At 68.2% G+C, this 15,257-nt stretch carries 18 protein-coding genes; 8 read left to right on the forward strand and 10 right to left on the reverse strand.

The annotated features are described in order from the left end of the window. Nucleotides 1–2 precede the first annotated feature (2 nt). Nucleotides 3–1,523: an ABC transporter substrate-binding protein gene (locus ACZ0AA_RS02145; protein WP_463512026.1), complete on the reverse strand. Its 1,521-nt coding sequence runs from the start codon at nucleotides 1,521–1,523 to the stop codon at nucleotides 3–5. Between the two features lie 93 nt (nucleotides 1,524–1,616). Continuing rightward, entirely contained in the window at nucleotides 1,617–2,543 is a 927-nt protein-coding gene (locus tag ACZ0AA_RS02150) for an alpha/beta fold hydrolase (protein WP_463512027.1), read from the reverse strand. A gap of 171 nt (nucleotides 2,544–2,714) precedes the next feature. On the opposite strand from ACZ0AA_RS02150, the gene ACZ0AA_RS02155 reads away from it, so the two are divergent. The 3 genes from ACZ0AA_RS02155 to ACZ0AA_RS02165 are packed head-to-tail and all read left to right on the forward strand — an operon-like array spanning nucleotide 2,715 to nucleotide 4,414. Next, complete coding sequence (locus tag ACZ0AA_RS02155; protein WP_042541889.1) at nucleotides 2,715–3,191, forward strand: carboxymuconolactone decarboxylase family protein; 477 nt, start codon at nucleotides 2,715–2,717, stop codon at nucleotides 3,189–3,191. Then, the gene (locus tag ACZ0AA_RS02160; protein WP_463512028.1) at nucleotides 3,188–3,910 is read left to right on the forward strand and encodes a tyrosine-protein phosphatase; all 723 of its coding nucleotides are present in this window, start codon (nucleotides 3,188–3,190) and stop codon (nucleotides 3,908–3,910) included. The genes ACZ0AA_RS02155 and ACZ0AA_RS02160 overlap by 4 nt, the downstream gene beginning before the upstream one ends. Nucleotides 3,911–3,943: 33 nt before the next feature. Then, entirely contained in the window at nucleotides 3,944–4,414 is a 471-nt protein-coding gene (locus tag ACZ0AA_RS02165) for an SIP domain-containing protein (RefSeq protein ID WP_400861016.1), read from the forward strand. An 82-nt stretch (nucleotides 4,415–4,496) separates the two neighbouring features. Here the strand turns inward: ACZ0AA_RS02165 and ACZ0AA_RS02170 are convergent, their stop codons facing one another. The 4 genes from ACZ0AA_RS02170 to ACZ0AA_RS02185 form a co-directional block, all read right to left on the reverse strand. Further along, nucleotides 4,497–4,943 (reverse strand): Fe-S oxidoreductase, encoded by a 447-nt coding sequence (locus ACZ0AA_RS02170; RefSeq protein WP_400861014.1) that lies wholly within the window; start codon nucleotides 4,941–4,943, stop codon nucleotides 4,497–4,499. Then, nucleotides 4,940–5,743 (reverse strand): arginase family protein, encoded by an 804-nt coding sequence (locus ACZ0AA_RS02175; RefSeq protein WP_463512029.1) that lies wholly within the window; start codon nucleotides 5,741–5,743, stop codon nucleotides 4,940–4,942. The genes ACZ0AA_RS02170 and ACZ0AA_RS02175 overlap by 4 nt, the downstream gene beginning before the upstream one ends. Nucleotides 5,744–5,811: 68 nt before the next feature. Further along, nucleotides 5,812–6,555: a PspA/IM30 family protein gene (locus tag ACZ0AA_RS02180; RefSeq protein ID WP_042541884.1), complete on the reverse strand. Its 744-nt coding sequence runs from the start codon at nucleotides 6,553–6,555 to the stop codon at nucleotides 5,812–5,814. A gap of 55 nt (nucleotides 6,556–6,610) precedes the next feature. After that, on the reverse strand, nucleotides 6,611–8,656 hold the full coding sequence (locus tag ACZ0AA_RS02185; RefSeq protein WP_463512030.1) for a TPM domain-containing protein: 2,046 nt from the start codon (nucleotides 8,654–8,656) through the stop codon (nucleotides 6,611–6,613). A gap of 122 nt (nucleotides 8,657–8,778) precedes the next feature. Here ACZ0AA_RS02185 and ACZ0AA_RS02190 point away from each other — a divergent pair, with 122 nt between their 5' ends. The 5 genes from ACZ0AA_RS02190 to ACZ0AA_RS02210 all read left to right on the forward strand — a co-directional run bounded on the left by ACZ0AA_RS02190 (nucleotide 8,779) and on the right by ACZ0AA_RS02210 (nucleotide 12,838). Further along, complete coding sequence (locus ACZ0AA_RS02190) at nucleotides 8,779–9,618, forward strand: DUF3097 domain-containing protein (protein WP_400861007.1); 840 nt, start codon at nucleotides 8,779–8,781, stop codon at nucleotides 9,616–9,618. Between the two features lie 43 nt (nucleotides 9,619–9,661). Next, the gene (gene trmB / locus ACZ0AA_RS02195; RefSeq protein WP_400861005.1) at nucleotides 9,662–10,387 is read left to right on the forward strand and encodes a tRNA (guanosine(46)-N7)-methyltransferase TrmB; all 726 of its coding nucleotides are present in this window, start codon (nucleotides 9,662–9,664) and stop codon (nucleotides 10,385–10,387) included. Beyond that, complete coding sequence (locus ACZ0AA_RS02200) at nucleotides 10,384–11,277, forward strand: CPBP family intramembrane glutamic endopeptidase (protein WP_400861002.1); 894 nt, start codon at nucleotides 10,384–10,386, stop codon at nucleotides 11,275–11,277. The genes trmB and ACZ0AA_RS02200 overlap by 4 nt, the downstream gene beginning before the upstream one ends. 29 nt (nucleotides 11,278–11,306) lie before the next feature. Beyond that, on the forward strand, nucleotides 11,307–11,699 hold the full coding sequence (locus ACZ0AA_RS02205) for a DUF1304 domain-containing protein (RefSeq protein ID WP_400861000.1): 393 nt from the start codon (nucleotides 11,307–11,309) through the stop codon (nucleotides 11,697–11,699). A gap of 62 nt (nucleotides 11,700–11,761) precedes the next feature. After that, the gene (locus ACZ0AA_RS02210) at nucleotides 11,762–12,838 is read left to right on the forward strand and encodes a DNA polymerase IV (protein WP_463512031.1); all 1,077 of its coding nucleotides are present in this window, start codon (nucleotides 11,762–11,764) and stop codon (nucleotides 12,836–12,838) included. Nucleotides 12,839–12,856: 18 nt separating this feature from the next. On the opposite strand, the gene ACZ0AA_RS02215 is transcribed toward ACZ0AA_RS02210, so the two are convergent. From ACZ0AA_RS02215 to ACZ0AA_RS02230, 4 genes are all read right to left on the reverse strand, one after another. Continuing rightward, nucleotides 12,857–13,258: a RidA family protein gene (locus ACZ0AA_RS02215; RefSeq protein ID WP_400860996.1), complete on the reverse strand. Its 402-nt coding sequence runs from the start codon at nucleotides 13,256–13,258 to the stop codon at nucleotides 12,857–12,859. A 98-nt stretch (nucleotides 13,259–13,356) separates the two neighbouring features. Further along, nucleotides 13,357–14,334 carry a zinc-binding dehydrogenase gene (locus tag ACZ0AA_RS02220; RefSeq protein ID WP_463512032.1) on the reverse strand — a complete coding sequence of 326 codons (978 nt, stop codon included), beginning with the start codon at nucleotides 14,332–14,334 and terminating at the stop codon, nucleotides 13,357–13,359. 43 nt (nucleotides 14,335–14,377) lie between these two features. Continuing rightward, nucleotides 14,378–14,800: an organic hydroperoxide resistance protein gene (locus ACZ0AA_RS02225; RefSeq protein WP_400860992.1), complete on the reverse strand. Its 423-nt coding sequence runs from the start codon at nucleotides 14,798–14,800 to the stop codon at nucleotides 14,378–14,380. Nucleotides 14,801–14,825: 25 nt separating this feature from the next. After that, a complete protein-coding gene (locus ACZ0AA_RS02230) occupies nucleotides 14,826–15,254 on the reverse strand; it encodes a MarR family winged helix-turn-helix transcriptional regulator (RefSeq protein ID WP_463512033.1) in 429 nt (142 codons plus the stop codon). Nucleotides 15,255–15,257 lie beyond the last annotated feature (3 nt).

Consider the following 15,257-nt stretch of genomic DNA (forward strand, 5'->3'; position numbering starts at 1 on the left):
CATCACTTCTCGGTGGCCACGGTGACGCCGGCCAGGTTGATGCGCGAGTTGATCGAGTCCTCGGGGAAGCCCGTGACCAGCGGGCTCACGGCCGTGATCGTCGCACCGTTGTACAGCCAGTCCGCGGCGTGGTCCTCGGAGACGATCCGAGCGGCCTCGGCGAGCAGGTCTGCGGACTTGTCCGGGTCGACCTCGGCCAAGGCCTCGGTGTACAGGCCCTGGACCTCGGCGTTGTCGTACCCGAAGTAGTACTCGGGGTTCGCGAAGTTGCCGAAGTCGCGCGGCTCGACGTGCAGCACGAAGCTCAGGTCGTAGTCGTGGTTGGTGTAGACGTCCTCCAGCCAGGCCGGGAACTCCACCGAGTCGACGTCGAGGGTGACTCCGACCTTCTGGAAGTCGGAGATGAGAACCTTCGGAACAGTCGTGCCGTAGAAGTTCGGGATCGTCAGGGTGAGCTCGAGATCTTCCTGCCCGGCTTCGGCGAGCAGTTCCTTGGCCTTCTCGGGGTCGTAGGAGACGACGTCGGAGAGGTCCTCGTAACCGGGATCCAGCTCGGGGATCGGTCCGTAGAGCGTGGAGCCCGCGCCGACGGCCTCGACGAGAGCCTCGTGGTCGATCGCGAGACGCAGTGCTTCGCGCACCCGGACGTCATCGAGGGGCGCCTTGGCGTTGTTGAACGCGAGCGTCGCCTTGTCGGTGGTCCGGCCGGTCGTGAGGGAGAAGTCACCGGACTCCTCGAGCTGCGGGGCGAGATTCGGATCCACTGCCGTGAGCACCTGGACACCGCCGTCGAGAGCCGTGTTCACCCCTGCCGTGAAGTCGGGGATGTACTGGAACTCGACCTCGGCGACCCCTGCCGGCTCGCCCCAGTAGGCCTCGTTGCGGGCGAAGGTGATGGCGCTGCCCTTGTTCCATCGCGTCAGGGTGAACGGCCCCGTGCCGTTCTCGGCGGTCTTGAGATCGGTCGTGTCTCCGGTCTGGAACACGAGGCCTGCAGGACCCGTCAACGAGAACAGGAAGTTCTGGTTCGGCTCCGTCAGCACGATCTGCACGGTGGTCGGGTCGGGCGCTGTGATCGACGCCACTGAGGTGAACTCGGCATTGCCCTGCAGCGTGGGGTCCGTGCGCACGGCCTCGTACGAGGCGACGACATCGGCGGAGGTGAGCGCGGTGCCGCTGTGGAAGGTGATGCCGTCGTTCAGGGTGAACGTGTAGGTGAGTCCGTCTTCGGAGACCTCGTAGTCGGAGGCGAGCCGCGGCACGATCTCGTTCTCCTGCGTCCGGCTGATGAGACCCTCGTAGATGTTGTCGATCAGGATCTGCTCCAGCGCGGCGCCGCTGGTGTGACGGATGTCGAGGTTCGTGGGCTCCAGAACGAGGCCCACCTGGAGCGTCGCGTCGGGATCAGGCTCTCCGGCCGGTTCGGTGGTCTCCGGCTCTGCGGCACCTGCGCAGGCGGTGAGGACGATGGCGCTCGCCGCGATCGCGGAGATCAGCGCGAGTCGTCGCGTACGTCGGAACATGGGTTGTTTCCTCTCGGTGCGGCAGTTGCTGTGTGCCGTTGGATCGAGCCTAGGGATGTGTCGGGCGGTGAGGGCGGAATGTGGAACGGAACGTCACATTCCGCGAGGTGGAAGGGACGAGGAGATCAGCGACGCCAGTTCGGCGGGCGCCGTCTCCTGAACATTGTGGGTGGCCTGGATGGCGGTGACGCGTGCATGCGGCAGGCGCTCGCCGAACTCCTGCGCATCCGCCTCGCTCACGAAGCCGTCGATCGCCCGGACCAGGGTCACCGGGGCCGTCGTCTCCGCGAGATCCTGCCATCCGGTGGTGTGGAGCGGGGACGGCGCCGAGACGTCGCCACGGTCGTGCGCGGCCAGCGTCTGAGCGGCCAGGTGCGCGAAGTGGTGCTTCCACTCGACACGGCCGTCGTCACGCACACGGGTGTTCAGGAACACGCCGCGCTCGGTGTCGGATCGGGCGCCTCCGAACCCGAAGGAGATCGCGCGATCGACGAGCTCGTCGCGGGTCTCGAAATCGGTCGGGCCCGCGTAGAACTCCCGCAGGGCGGCCGGTCCGGCAGCGGTGTCGATGCCAGGGGTGATGTCGACGACGATCAGCTCCGAGACGAGGTCGGGGCGGGCTGCAGCGAGGGCGGCGCCGGTGAGGCCGCCGAGCGACTGGCCGACGACCAGCTGTGTGCCATCGGTCCAGGCGTCGAGTGCTGCTGCGACGTCGATCGCGAGCGTGCGAGGGGTGTAGTCCACGTCGCTGCGCCACGACGAGTCGCCGTGCCCGGCGAGGTCGATCGCGAGCACCGGCTGCTGCAGTGCGAGCACCGTCGTGTCCCACGTGTGGGCGTTGAGACCGGCACCGTGCAGCAGCGTGACGCGGGGCGTCTCGTCGCCGAACAACAGCGCGCTGACATGACGGCCATCGGGGAGTGGCAGAGTCACTCTTCGGACGGGCGGCACGGGGACCCCCATCGCCTGCGCCTGTGCGGGAAGATAGTTGAACTCGCTGGTGTCGTTCGCCACCTGCATATTCTGCTCTGCTTTCCGGGTGCTGCGGAAATGCGAGGTCAATTTGTGAAGCGAGAACACTGCTACGGCGCACAAAATGCTCATGAGCGCGCCTACTTGCTTATTGTTCTGCATTCACGGCCACTCGCATCAACTCGCCGAGACGAGTGCACTTCGGAATATCATTGAGGCATGAGCGAGACCCGAGTGCATCTCTCCAAGACCGAGCCAGCGGCCTATCAGGCGCTCGACGCGTTCGCCCGCACGGTCGGGGACATCTGCGCCGCGAACGGCATCGACGATCGGCTCAAGGAGATCGTGATGATCCACTCCTCGCAGCTGAACGGATGCAGCTACTGCACACGTCTGCACGTCGACAGGGCGCTGAAAGCCGGCATCGACACGGATACGCTCATGCAGATCGCGACATGGCGTGAGAGCGATGTCTTCAGCGACCGCGAGGAGGCTGCGCTCGAGCTCGCCGAGGCTTTCACGTTCATCTCCGAGGAGGGCATCTCCGACGAGGTCTACGACCGTGTCGGCGGTGTCTTCACAGAGAAGGAGTACGCGGCCCTGAGCTGGGCCTGCGTCTCGATCAACGCCTTCAACAGGGTCGTCATCGCCGGTCGATACCCTGTTCCGCCGCGCGCCCCGCAGGCGCAGGCATGAGCGTCCTCGAGATCGACGGCGTCAACAACTTCCGCGACGTCGGCGGGCTCCCCGCTGACGGCGGGCGGATCCGCTCGGGGATGCTGCTGCGCTCCGGCCAGCTCTCCGCCGCCACCACGGCCGGTGTGAATGAGGTTCGTCGTCGTGTCGCCCACATCGTCGACCTCCGCGACGGTGAGGAGGTCGCCGCGGAGCCGACCGAGATCGAGGGACCGGACACCACCCACCTTCCGCTCTTCCTCGGTTCCGTGCGTTCGTTCTTCGAGACCGACACGAGTCTGGAAGACCTCTATCTGCATCTTCTGGAGGAGAGCGGCGAGCGGCTCGTCGCCGCCATCCGCATCATCGCGGCCGGAGAGCCGACCCTGGTTCACTGCACCGTCGGCAAGGACCGCACCGGGGTGACGGTAGCCCTCGCGCTCGCAGCAGTGGGTGCCGATCGTGAAGCGATCGTCGAGGACTACGCCCTCACCGAGTCGCTGCTCCCTGCCGAGCGATCGCACCGGATCGCCGCATACCTGAGGTCGCAGCATCCGCAGGCGGTGCACGCCGTCGCGTTGGCCACGCAGTCTCCTGCGCCGGTCATGAGGGCGCTGCTCGAGCAGGTCGACGAGCGGTGGGGCTCTGCCGCCGGCTATCTGCGCGCGAACGGAATGACGGATCAGGAGCTCGCTGCTCTCCGGTCGGCGCTCGTGGAAGAAGTCGTCGAGCAAGGTTAGGCAACCCTTCACGTGCTGTATGATTGTTGAATCATGGAGACCTTCGTCGAGACTCGCAGCACGCGTGCCGAGCGCCGCGCCGCACGTCGTCGCGCTCACCACCTGGTCACTGCCGACGAGCATTCGCTCGTCGAACTCGAGGTCTTCCTCTCGACTCTGCCGCTGTGCGCATCGGGCCGGATCTTCATCGAGGTCGCGGACGCGTCGGACATCGGCGTGATCGAGGCCCCCGGACGCATGACGGTCACCTGGCTCGCACGAGCTCAACGATCGGGTGCACCCGGAACGGGCCGCGCCTGCGCTCCTGGTCAGGCGCTCGCGCGAGCGACCTGCGCCTGGGCTGACGAGATGCTCTGCGACGACGAGCTCGAGACGCACATCACCCTGTTGGGCGGATACCTCGGCACTGCCGACATCGTCGAGCACCTGACGGACACCCTCGACATCCAGCCCGCTCAGATCCACGCGCCCGAGCGGTTCGGACTTCTGCCCCTCGAGCGCTGAGGCTCTGCGCTTCCAAGGCTGAGGGCCCTGCCCTCCTAAGCCTGAGGGCTCCGCTCGTCTACGGCTGAAGGCTCTGGGCCGACTACGGCGCAGACCTGCTGCGGCGGACGTAGTTGCCGTCTTCGAGGCCCGCCTCGATCTCGAAGCGGTTGCGCAGCGGGTCCCGACCCGCGAAGAGATAGAGCACCGGGAGCAGGAAGCCGTAACGCAGCCACTGTGCTTTGTGCACGGCCTCATGTCGCAGCATCGCGTCGCTCGGACGCGTGTCTCCGGTGAGGAAGCAACCGCCCACGCAGACGCCACCGCGATTGAACGTCCATTTCGGCATCCCGCGGAACACCCAGAGTCCCGCTCGTCGCTCGACGGGGCCGGTGCTCCACAGCGAGCCCCAGATCCAGCCGACGGCCGTGCCCCACCAATAGCCGATCCGGCTGATGGGCGAACGGAGGAGGAACGCGGGGATCCGTCGGTCGAGTCGTCGACCGCGGGCCAGGGCGAGCTCGGCGGCCGGACGCCAGTCAGCAGTCATGCGACTGCACCGACGAGACGAAGCAGCGCGCCGAGATCATCGACCGCATCGGCAGGCGACCGAGGGGCGAACCCCGCGATGGTGGCGCCTGCCAGCGGCACGCGTGCCCGCAGCGCGCGGATCGCTGCGCTCAGAGCTGCGGGCGCGAGTCCGAACGGGGCAGGAGAGGAGACTCCGGCGATCTCGGCGGGGTCGAGCACATCGACATCGATATGCACCCACACGCGGCGTGCGCCTGTCGCCTCGACCGCGTCGGCCAGGGCATCGGGCGACTCGAGATCTTCGACGGAGAGCTGTGTCAGGCCGTCCAGAGCGGTGAGCTCGGCCTCATCGAGGTTGCGCATGCCCACCGTGACCACTCGACCACGGGGAATCCCGGGCGTCACGGCGAGCTGAGTCTCGCCCTCGCCGAGCACCGCGCGGAGCGCCATACCCGAGAAGGCGCCGGAGGGCGAGGTGTCGGGCGTGTGCATATCGGCGTGAGCGTCGCACCACACGACGGCGAGGTCGTCTGTCCCACCCGGCAGAGCCGCCAGGGCCGCGACCGTCACGCTGCAATCGCCGCCGATGATCACCGTGTCGGCCGACATGCTCGCATCGACGAGCTCCCTGGTGCGCATGAGTGCGCTGAGGCGGCGAACGCCCGTGCCCAGAGACTCGCCTGCCTCCACCGGCACATCGAGCACGGTGGTCGCCGCACGCGGAAGGTCACCGGCGATCGCCGAGGCGCCGTCGACGAGAAGCATCGCGCGGGCGGCGGGGGAGCCCTGCCACTGCGGGACGACGAGGAAACGCACCATGGGTGCCTCCAGCTGAGAAAGAGGAGCGGGTGCCTCGGACACGAGGATCCGAGGCACCCGCAGGTGTGTCAGGAGCCTTCGATGGCCTGGCGAGGGGCGGAGCCGCCCGCCTTCAGCTCGGCGAGACGAGCTTCGACCTCGGTGAGCTCACCGAGGTCCTCGAGGCTCTCGAACTGCGCGTCGAGGCTCGATGCCGCGAGTTCGATCTTGCCCTGCGCAAGAGCCTCCTGGCGGCGGACCTTGTCTTCGAAACGGCCCAGCTCGCTGGTGGGGTCGAGGACGTTGATCGAGGAGACCGCGTCCTGCACCTTCGTCTGCGCCTCGGCGACCTTCGCGCGGGCGAGCAGCTCGCTGCGCTTGTTCTTCAGCTCGCCGAGCTTGTCCTTCATGCCGTTGAGGCCGGACTTGAGCTTGTCGACGATCTCGGTCTGTGCGGCGATCTGGGGCTCTGCCCCGGTCGCCTCCCGCTCGGCGCTGATCTGGCGCTGGAGAGCGATCTTCGCGAGGTTGTCGAACTTGTCGGCGTCTGCGGCATCGCCCTTGGTGCGCATCTCGTCGGCCTTGCGGCTCGCCGCGAGCGCCTTGTTGCCCCACTCGGTGGCCGCCTGGACGTCTTCTTCGTGGTCGCGCTCCAGCAGACGCAGGTTGCCGATGGTCTCGGCGATGGCCGACTCGGCGTCGGCGATGCTGTTCGTGTAGTCGCGAACGAGCTGGTCGATCATCTTCTGCGGGTCTTCCGCAGAGTCCAGAAGCGAGTTGATGTTCGCGCGGACAAGGGTCGAGATACGTCCGAAGATGGACTGCTTGGTCATGCGTGGTTCCTTTCAGAGGGTCGGACTCGATGTCTGGGGTCGATAGATGTGCGGTTCAGAAGCGTCGCCCTCCCGAACGGCCGCTGCGGCCACTGGAGCGGCTGCCGCCTCCTCCGCCGAAACCGGAGCTGCGGAAGCCTCCGCCTCCGCTGGATCGCCAGCTGCTGCTGCGGGAGGACCCGCCGCCGCCTCCGCCGCCGGAGAGCAGGCCGCCGATGATGCCGCCGAGGATGTCTCCTCCGAGGCCGGATCCGCCGGACCCCGAGCCGCCGAAGATGCTGCCGCCTCCGCCCCATCCGTCGTTCTGGTACCGGCTCGGGCTCATCGCCTCGACGTCGGCCTGAGCAGACGACGTGGCCTGACGGACGAGGTCGAGTGAGCGCCCGGCCTCGGTGAGCGCCGCTTCGGGGTCGGATGCGCGCAGGTTCAGCGCCTGTGTCAGGGAGGCTTCGGCCTGCGAGAGCCGAGTGCGCGCAGTGGACCCGACCGTGCCGCGGCGGGTCTCGATGAACTCCCGCGCTGCGCGGATCTCCGAGCCGGCCTGGGTCAGTGTCTGCTCGAGCATCTGCTGTGCTCGGCGGGCGCGCTCTGCGGCCTGCGTGCCCTGGGCGATCGCGGCATCGATCTGCGCATTCGCCGCGGTGAGGGCGTCGAGGACCCGCTGGGGGCTCCGTGAGGTGCCGGCGAGACCGGTCTGCGCCTGTTGCAGCTGCTGGACGGTCGCCGCAGCGACGGAGGAGATGGCTCCACCGGAGTCGGGCAGCTGCTGCGCGGCGGCGATGTCGGCCTGCAGCTCTGCGACGAGGGCCTGCGCCCGGGCTTCGATGTCCGTCAGCTCCGCGCCGAGCGCGGTGATCGCGTCGACCAGCTGAGCGGCCTGGGCGATCGACTGCTCGGCCGTGCGGATCGCGAAGGCCGCCTCGCCGGATCTGCCGGCGGCGATCGCCTGACCTGCGGCCTCGATCGAACGGTCGGCGAGCAGTGCTCGCTCCTGGGCCTGCGCAGGATTGTCAGCGACGGTCGACAGGGCCGTGGCGTCGTAGGTGTCGGCGAGCGCCGACAGAGCGGAGGAGGCGCCGGCGAGAAGAGGGGTGAGCGCTGCCCGCTCGCCCCTGACCCGCTCGAGCTCCTGCGGCGCGTTCTGCTCGAGCTTGCGAAGGGCGTCGAACGCCTCGGTGTTCTCGTCGAGGACGTCGTCGATCTCGTCGCAGATCTGGATGATGCGGATGTGCCAGGCCCGGCGATCGTGGACAGTGTCCTCGATCTCGTCGTCGAGCTTCTGCTTGAGGTCGAAGGCTTCGGACATCTTGGCCTTGGCGGTCTCGACGGCACCGGTGAACGCCGAGGTGGCCGCCTCGCCGAACTGAGCGACGGCGAATCCGAGTTCCTCCCGGCTCGAGGTGATCGCATCGTCGGCCTGCACGAGTGCAGCTCCCGCCTGCGTCTGCACCTGCTCGTCGGTCAGCGTCGAGAACGGATCGTTCGGATCGGGCTTCTCGGGCATGGCCCCGCGCCTGCGGATCTCTGCGTTCCGACGGGAACGGCGCATGAGAGAGACGACGAGCCAGACGATGAGGCCGAGAGCGATGATCCCGACGACGATGAGCGTGGCGCGGAGCGCGCCGGCGCCGCCGTCACCCTGGATCTCGTCGGCGGCGAGGACGATCATGCCCTCCCAGTCCTCCTGCGCAGCCAGGCCCTGGATCTTGTCTTCCACGTCGTCGAGCTTGCTGTCGCTGAGCGGACCGTCGGGTGCGGCAGAGATGTAGTAGCTGCGCCCGTCCACCGCGATGGCGAGGAGGTACTGCTCGGAGCCCAGGTTGTTGTTCTCGGCGACCGTGTCGGCCCACTGAGCGTTGTCGGTCGGCGAGGTGAAATCGTCGACGAGGACGACGAAGAGATCGGAGGAGGAGTTGTCGCTGAGCGTCTGAAGCCGAGCCTCGACGGCATCCTCTTCGCTCGCACTGAGCACGTCGGCGTCGTCGGTCACGTATCCCGAGTCGAGCGTGACCGGATCGGTCGCAGACGCAGCCGAGACGGAGAAGGCTCCTGCGGCTGCTGCCGCGGTCATTGCGGCCAGCGCCAGCCACCGTGTCTTCATCGTGTTCCCTCCGACCGGCAGCCGAGCCCCATGGCACGAGTCTATGCACTGAGGCCGACACGCGACAGCTTCCGAGCGGGGATGACCGTTCGCCCTCAGCGGAGACACATACGCTGGATGGCATGGACGACAGGTACGGATCGGATGTGCTCGCGGCTGGTTGGCGGGAGCGCGCGGCGAAGCCGGTGCCCCAGATCCCGGCCGAGCTCGATCTCGTCGTCGAGGTCGCGCAGGACGGATTCTGCGGAGCGGTCACTCGGGTGCAGGGCGGCAACGTCGAGCTCGAGGACCGGGTAGGACGCAAGCGCCTCTTCCCCCTCGGCGGCGGATTCCTGATCGACGGATCGCCGGTGCGGCTCACCCCTCCCGCGGCGAAGGAGCAGGGGCTCCGCCGCACGGCATCCGGATCCTTCGTGGCCGCCGACCAGCGGGCGAGGGTCGCTCTGCCCAGCCGTATCCTCGTGGAGGGCAAGCACGACGCCGAGCTCGTCGAGAAGGTGTGGGGAGCCGACCTGCGGGTCGAGGGCGTGGTCGTCGAGTTCCTGCAGGGAGTCGATCTGCTCGACGACCTGCTCGCTGCGGAGCCGCCCAGCGCGTCACGCCGCTACGGCGTGCTGGTGGATCATCTCGTTCCCGGTTCGAAGGAGTCGCGCATCGCGGATGCCGTGGCACGAGGTCCGCACGGGAAGCACGTGCGGATCGTCGGGCACCCCTTCGTGGACGTCTGGCAGTGCGTCACACCTCGGGCTCTGGGTATCGCGAAATGGCCCGAGATCCCTCGGGGAACGGACTGGAAGACCGGAATCTGCCGAGCATTCGGGTGGCCATACGAAACGCAGGCCGACACGGGGCGGGCGTGGCAGCACATCCTGTCGAAGGTGCACACCTACCGGGACCTCGAGCCCGCGCTGCTGGGCCGGGTGGAAGAGCTGATCGACTTCGTGACGGCACCAGCGCCCTGAGCCGCGGTCGGTGGCGTTCCCCGTCGCCGACTACCCTGGAAACATGCCCGAACCCCGCACCTTCCGCGACGAACCGGTCTCGTTCGTGCGCCGCAGCGGCCGGATGTCCGACGCCCAGGAGCGGGCGTTCGAAGAACTCGGACCGCATTACCTCCTCGACGTTCCTCGCGATGTCGCCTGGACCTCGGTGCATCCTGAGGCGCGCCTCGATCCTTCCGTGGAATACGGGCGCGATGCCGATCTGTACGTCGAGATCGGGTCCGGTCAAGGTCACGCGATCGTCGCCGCGGCATCGTCGCGTCCCGCTGACGACTTCCTCGCGGTCGAGGTCTTTCGCGCCGGCCTCGCCCGGACGATGCTCGATGCCGATCGCGAGGGCGCTCGCAACGTGCGGGTGGTCGAGGCGAACGCTCCGGAGGTGCTCTCGTCGTACCTGCCCGAGGCTGCTGCTGCGGAGGTCTGGATCTTCTTCCCCGACCCCTGGCACAAGAAGAAGCACACGAAACGGCGCCTCGTCCGCCAGGGGTTCGGCGACACCGCCGCCCGTGCGCTTCGCGACGGAGGCCTGCTCCGGCTCGCGACCGACTGGGAGGACTACGCCCTGCAGATGCGCGAGGTGCTGGACGCGGAGCCGCTGTTCGAGCGCGCTTTCGACGGTGAATGGGCGGAGCGGTTCGACGGACGAGTCATGACGGCTTTCGAGCGCAAGGGGATCGCCAAGGGACGCGACATCCGCGATCTCGTGTATCGGCGGAAGTCGCGCGCGTGACCGCTGGGCAGCGCACGTCGACGACGGTGCCCGCTCTCGTGCCCGCGCTGCTCGTGTGCGCGGCGGCACCGGCCTTCTTCGTGGTGCAGATCGCCTGGCTCGGCTGGGTGCTGCTCGCGCTCGGCGTCGGTGGCGCGTGGCTCGTCGAACGACGGGTGCCCTCGCCGCCGGATCAGACGGTGAGCGTCGGCGTGCGGCCCGAGAGTGCTCGCGTGATCGGAGTGAGTCGTCAGCCCTCGCTCACCCGTGACCTCTCGCTGATCGCCCTCGGCATGCTCATCGTGAGCGTCATACCGTTGGCGGCGGAGCTGGACAACCTCGCGATGCTGCGATTCACGCTGGCACTCGGCGGGGCGGTCGCGGTGCCGTACGTCGTCTCCCGCTTCGTCTTCCGAGACCGCGCGATCGGCTTTCCCTGGCGTGCGCACCGGCGGTGGGGGCGCCTGCAGTGGGGCTGGCTGGTGGCGGTCCTCGTGCTCGGCTGGTTGATCCTGCCCTTCTACTTCATCACGAGCGGCGTCTACCAGAACTGGCCGGTCGTCGACTCACCCGAACTCATCGCGCGCCTGTTCGTCGGCGTCGGAGCGGTCGGGATCTGGGACGAGCTGTTCTTCATCTGCACCGTCTTCGCACTGCTGCGCCGGCACTTCCCCGATGCGCTCGCCAACGTGCTGCAGATGATCGTGTTCGTCTCCTTCCTGTGGGAGCTCGGCTACCGCGAGTGGGGTCCGCTGCTCACGATCCCGTTCGCCCTCCTGCAGGGCTTCATCTTCGTGCGGACGCACTCGCTCGCGTACGTCGTGACCGTGCATCTGCTGTTCGACGCCGTCGTGTTCGCCGTGCTCGTGCACGCGCACAACCCGGGGCTGCTGCCGATCTTCCTGATCTGACGGCACGCGCGGGTCGATACGATCGAGTCATGCTCATCGTCGGACTCGTCCTCGCCGCGGCCGCTGCCGCTTTCCACGTATTCATCTTCGCGCTCGAATCGCTCAGGTGGACGGAGCCCGAGACGAGGAAGATCTTCGGAGTCGCCAGTGAGGCCGACGCGGTCACCATGAAGGCCCTCGCCTTCAACCAGGGCTTCTACAACCTGTTCCTCGCGCTCACCGCGCTGCTCGGTGTGGGTTTCGTGATCATCGGCCTCACCACGATCGGGCTGACCCTGGTCTTCGCCGGCACGGGGATGATGCTCGCCGCCGCGCTGGTGCTCGTGCTCTCGGATCCGAGCAAGCTGCGTGCGGCCGCGATGCAGGGCACCCTGCCGCTGCTCGCCGTGATCGCGACGGCGATCGGCGTCTCGATCGGCTGACGTCCGCGCGCTGATGGTGTCCGAGGGGTGACTTCCCGCCCGACTCGGGCCACACTCGTTGCATGAGCGACTGGGTTCTGCACGTGGACATGGACCAGTTCATCGCTGCCGTCGAGGTGCTGCGCAGGCCTGAGCTCGCCGGGCTCCCCGTGATCGTCGGCGGCAGAGGGGATCCGACGGAGCGCGCCGTCGTGTCGACGGCGTCGTACGAGGCGCGCGAGTTCGGCATCGGATCCGGGATGCCGTTGAAGATCGCGGCACGCAAGGCCCCGGAGAACGCTGTCTTCCTGCCGGTGGATCATGACGCCTACGAGGCGGCATCGACCGAGGTGATGTCGACGCTGCGCACGCTGCCAGGGGCGGTGCTCGAGGTCATCGGCTGGGACGAGTGCTTCCTCGGCGTCACGACGGACGACCCTGAGGGGGTGGCGCGCATCGCTCAGAGCGCTGTGCTGGAGTCGACCGGGCTGCACTGCTCGGTCGGGATCGGCGACAACAAGGTGCGCGCCAAGATCGCCACCGAGTTCGGCAAGCCCCGAGGCGTGTTCCGACTCACCGCCGAGAACTGGTTCGCGGTGATGGGTGCACGGCCGACGCGGGACCTGTGGGGTGTCGGCCCGAAGGTGCAGAAGAGGCTCGCCGCCCACGGCATCACGACCGTGCGCGAGCTCGCTGACGCGGAGGAGGGGCAGCTCATCGCGGAGTTCGGACCGCGGATGGGCGTCTGGTATCACGGGCTCGGTTCTGGCCTCGGACCTGCCGTGGTCGACGACACCCCCTGGGTGGCGCGCAGTCATAGCCGTGAGACGACGTTTCAGCAGAACCTCACGACGGCTGCGGAGGTGGAGGCGGCGCTGGTCGAGTTGGCAGGGCAGGCCTTCGAGGACTGCGCCGCCGAAGGGCGGCCGGTCGTCCGCGTGCATTTGAAGGTGCGGTACGCGCCCTTCGACACCAGGACGTTCGGTAGAAAGCTGTCAGAGCCGGCGAACGAGCGCGCCGCGGTCGTCGACGCGGCTCTCGCCCTCGGGGCCACTCTCGATCGCGACCGGGAGGTGCGACTGCTCGGCGTTCGTGCCGAGATGGCGATGCCGGACGGTGGTGACTCGACCGAGCGGACACCGGTGCGGGGCAGGATCTGAGCCGCTGATCCGGGGATGTCAGCCGTGGATGACAGCGGCGATGGCGCTCACCTCGATCAGTGCGCCTGGCACGCCCAGTCCGGCCACGAGCGCAGCGGTCACCAGGGGAGGTGCGCCATCGCGTGCGAGCGTCGACGCGACGGCGCCGTAGGCAGCACGGAGATCGGCATCCTGGTGGATGTAGATGGTCCAGCTGATGACGTCTTCGAGGCTCGCGCCCGCTGACTCGAGGGCGATGCGGGCGTTCTGGACGGCTCGGAGCGACTGCTCGGCGGCATCCGTCGAGACGAGTGCGCCGGTCTCATCGACGCCGTTCTGGCCGCCGACGTGGATCGTCGTGGCCCCAGGAGGGATGACGGCGACGTGACTGAAGGCGGGGCTCACGACGAGTCCTGCCGGCTGTGCGAGTGTGATCTCCATGTGCAGAGTCTGCACCTGGGCGCCGACATCCGCACCGAGTTCGGCGGCTGACCACCAGGCGAGCGCGAGGCTGTGGCGATGGTGGTCAGCCGCTCGACTCAGAACTGCAGGAGCACCTTGCCCACACGGCCGGCGGTGTTGCTCGCACGCACAGCGTCAGCCGCATCGGCGGCGTCGAAGACGCCGGCGACAGGCAGGGTCAGGGTGCCGTCGCTGACACGCTGGATGAGTTCGCCGAACAGGGCGCCGCGTGTGGCGGCATCCATCGTCTGAATGACCTTGCTGCCCCAGAACCCCTTCACGGTGGCCTGCTTGAAGATCACGTCGCCGGATGCGATCTCCATGGTGGGGGAGTTCATCGCGCCGAAGGCCACGAGCGTGCCGCCTTCGCCGAGGAGCGACAGCGCGTCGCCCGCCGACGAGCCGCCCACCGAGTCGATGCCGAAGGCGACGTGCGCACCGCCGGTGATCTCGGCGACCTGCTCGCGCCAGCCGTCCTGGTCGGTCGCCACGACGTTCTCGATGCCCTGCTCGCGCAGTTCGTCGACGCCGGCCGCGCGGCGGACCAGACCGATGACGTTCACGCCACGAGCAGCACCGAGCTGGGCAAGCATGCGACCGACCGCGCCGTTCGCCGCGTTCTGCACGATCCAATCGCCCTTCTCGGCGCCGAGGAACTGCAGCAGGCTGATGGTGCTGAAGGGCATCGAGACCAACTGCGCGGCGCTCTCGTCGCTCAGCGACTCCGGCACGGGGATGAGTCCGGCTGCGTCGGCGACGACGTACTCGGCCCAGGCGCCGAACGTGCCGCCCGTGGCGACGCGCTGACCGACGGAGAGGTTCTCGACGCCTTCGCCCAGCGCATCCACGATGCCGAGCGCCTCGGTGCCGGATGCCGCCGGGAGCTCGGGCTTGAAGCCGTAGGTGCCTCGGATGGTCCAGAGGTCGTGGTTGTGGATGGGGGAGAGGGCGATCCGCAGACGGACCTGGCCGGGCCCGGGGTCCGGAGTCGGACGCTCGGTGACGGTGAGTACCTGCTCGGGATCGCCGAACGTGTCGTGAGTGAGGGCGCGCATGATGTTCTCCTTGTGGGATCGGTCGTGGGGATGTTCGAGGGGATCAGTCGTCGGTGACGGTGATCGTGACGTCGATGTTGCCGCGAGTCGCGTTGGAGTACGGGCAGACCTGGTGGGCTGCATCCGCGAGCGACTGCGCCTGCTCATGAGGCAGGTCGGGGAGGACGACCTCGAGCTGCACGGCCAGGCCGAAGCCGCCGTCGCCGTTGGATCCGATCTGCACGCGGGCGCCGACCGACGAGTCGGCGATCTTCACCTTCTGCGCACGGGCGACGGTCTGCAGCGCGGAGTGGAAGCACGCGGCGTAGCCGGCGGCGAACAGCTGCTCGGGGTTGGCTCCGTCCCCGCTGCCTCCCATCTCCTTCGGGATCGCGAGGTCGAGGTCGAGTCGGCCCTCGCCCGTGGTGACGCGGCCGTTGCGGCCTGCTCCGGTGGCGAGTGCTTCGGCGGTGTAGAGAGCGTCCATCGTGTGGATTCCTTCCGGGTTGTGGTCAGTCGGTGTGCTGCAGCCGTGCGGTGAGCTGCTGCAGCTCGGTGATCAGGCGGTGACGCTGGTCGTCGTCCTGCATGCCGGCGAGGGCCGCGACCTTGGTGTGAACGGGTGCGACTTCGGTGCGCAGCGCCGTGCCGGCGCCTGTCAGCTGCACCATGACGACGCGCTCATCGGTCGAGCTGCGGACACGGGCCACGTAGCCGGCCTGTTCGAGCCGCCGCACGAGCGGCGACAGCGTGCCCGAATCGAGTTGCATGGCGTCGCCCAGTGAACCGATGGTCTGCTCGCCCTCCATCCACAGGATGGCGAGCACGAGGTACTGCGGGTAGGTCAGCCCCCAGGGCGCGAGGAGGGCGCGGTACGCCTGCGTCGTCGCGCGGGCGGCGGAGTACAGCGAGAAGCACACCATCTCATCGGTCACGGCCATGAC

Source organism: Microbacterium sp. AC035 (genome assembly GCF_979258485.1).

Excerpts from the sequence above, each read along its gene's own strand:
- ACZ0AA_RS02160 (WP_463512028.1), top strand. The coding sequence starts at position 3,188 with ATGAGCGTCCTCGAGATCGACGGCGTCAACAACTTCCGCGACGTCGGC.
- ACZ0AA_RS02185 (WP_463512030.1), bottom strand. The coding sequence starts at position 8,656 with ATGAAGACACGGTGGCTGGCGCTGGCCGCAATGACCGCGGCAGCAGCC.
- ACZ0AA_RS02145 (WP_463512026.1), bottom strand. The coding sequence starts at position 1,523 with ATGTTCCGACGTACGCGACGACTCGCGCTGATCTCCGCGATCGCGGCG.
- ACZ0AA_RS02165 (WP_400861016.1), top strand. The coding sequence starts at position 3,944 with ATGGAGACCTTCGTCGAGACTCGCAGCACGCGTGCCGAGCGCCGCGCC.
- ACZ0AA_RS02215 (WP_400860996.1), bottom strand. The coding sequence starts at position 13,258 with ATGGAGATCACACTCGCACAGCCGGCAGGACTCGTCGTGAGCCCCGCC.
- ACZ0AA_RS02150 (WP_463512027.1), bottom strand. The coding sequence starts at position 2,543 with ATGCAGGTGGCGAACGACACCAGCGAGTTCAACTATCTTCCCGCACAG.
- ACZ0AA_RS02230 (WP_463512033.1), bottom strand. The coding sequence starts at position 15,254 with ATGGCCGTGACCGATGAGATGGTGTGCTTCTCGCTGTACTCCGCCGCC.
- trmB (WP_400861005.1), top strand. The coding sequence starts at position 9,662 with ATGCCCGAACCCCGCACCTTCCGCGACGAACCGGTCTCGTTCGTGCGC.
- ACZ0AA_RS02175 (WP_463512029.1), bottom strand. The coding sequence starts at position 5,743 with ATGGTGCGTTTCCTCGTCGTCCCGCAGTGGCAGGGCTCCCCCGCCGCC.
- ACZ0AA_RS02180 (WP_042541884.1), bottom strand. The coding sequence starts at position 6,555 with ATGACCAAGCAGTCCATCTTCGGACGTATCTCGACCCTTGTCCGCGCG.
- ACZ0AA_RS02190 (WP_400861007.1), top strand. The coding sequence starts at position 8,779 with ATGGACGACAGGTACGGATCGGATGTGCTCGCGGCTGGTTGGCGGGAG.
- ACZ0AA_RS02155 (WP_042541889.1), top strand. The coding sequence starts at position 2,715 with ATGAGCGAGACCCGAGTGCATCTCTCCAAGACCGAGCCAGCGGCCTAT.
- ACZ0AA_RS02170 (WP_400861014.1), bottom strand. The coding sequence starts at position 4,943 with ATGACTGCTGACTGGCGTCCGGCCGCCGAGCTCGCCCTGGCCCGCGGT.
- ACZ0AA_RS02210 (WP_463512031.1), top strand. The coding sequence starts at position 11,762 with ATGAGCGACTGGGTTCTGCACGTGGACATGGACCAGTTCATCGCTGCC.
- ACZ0AA_RS02205 (WP_400861000.1), top strand. The coding sequence starts at position 11,307 with ATGCTCATCGTCGGACTCGTCCTCGCCGCGGCCGCTGCCGCTTTCCAC.
- ACZ0AA_RS02220 (WP_463512032.1), bottom strand. The coding sequence starts at position 14,334 with ATGCGCGCCCTCACTCACGACACGTTCGGCGATCCCGAGCAGGTACTC.
- ACZ0AA_RS02225 (WP_400860992.1), bottom strand. The coding sequence starts at position 14,800 with ATGGACGCTCTCTACACCGCCGAAGCACTCGCCACCGGAGCAGGCCGC.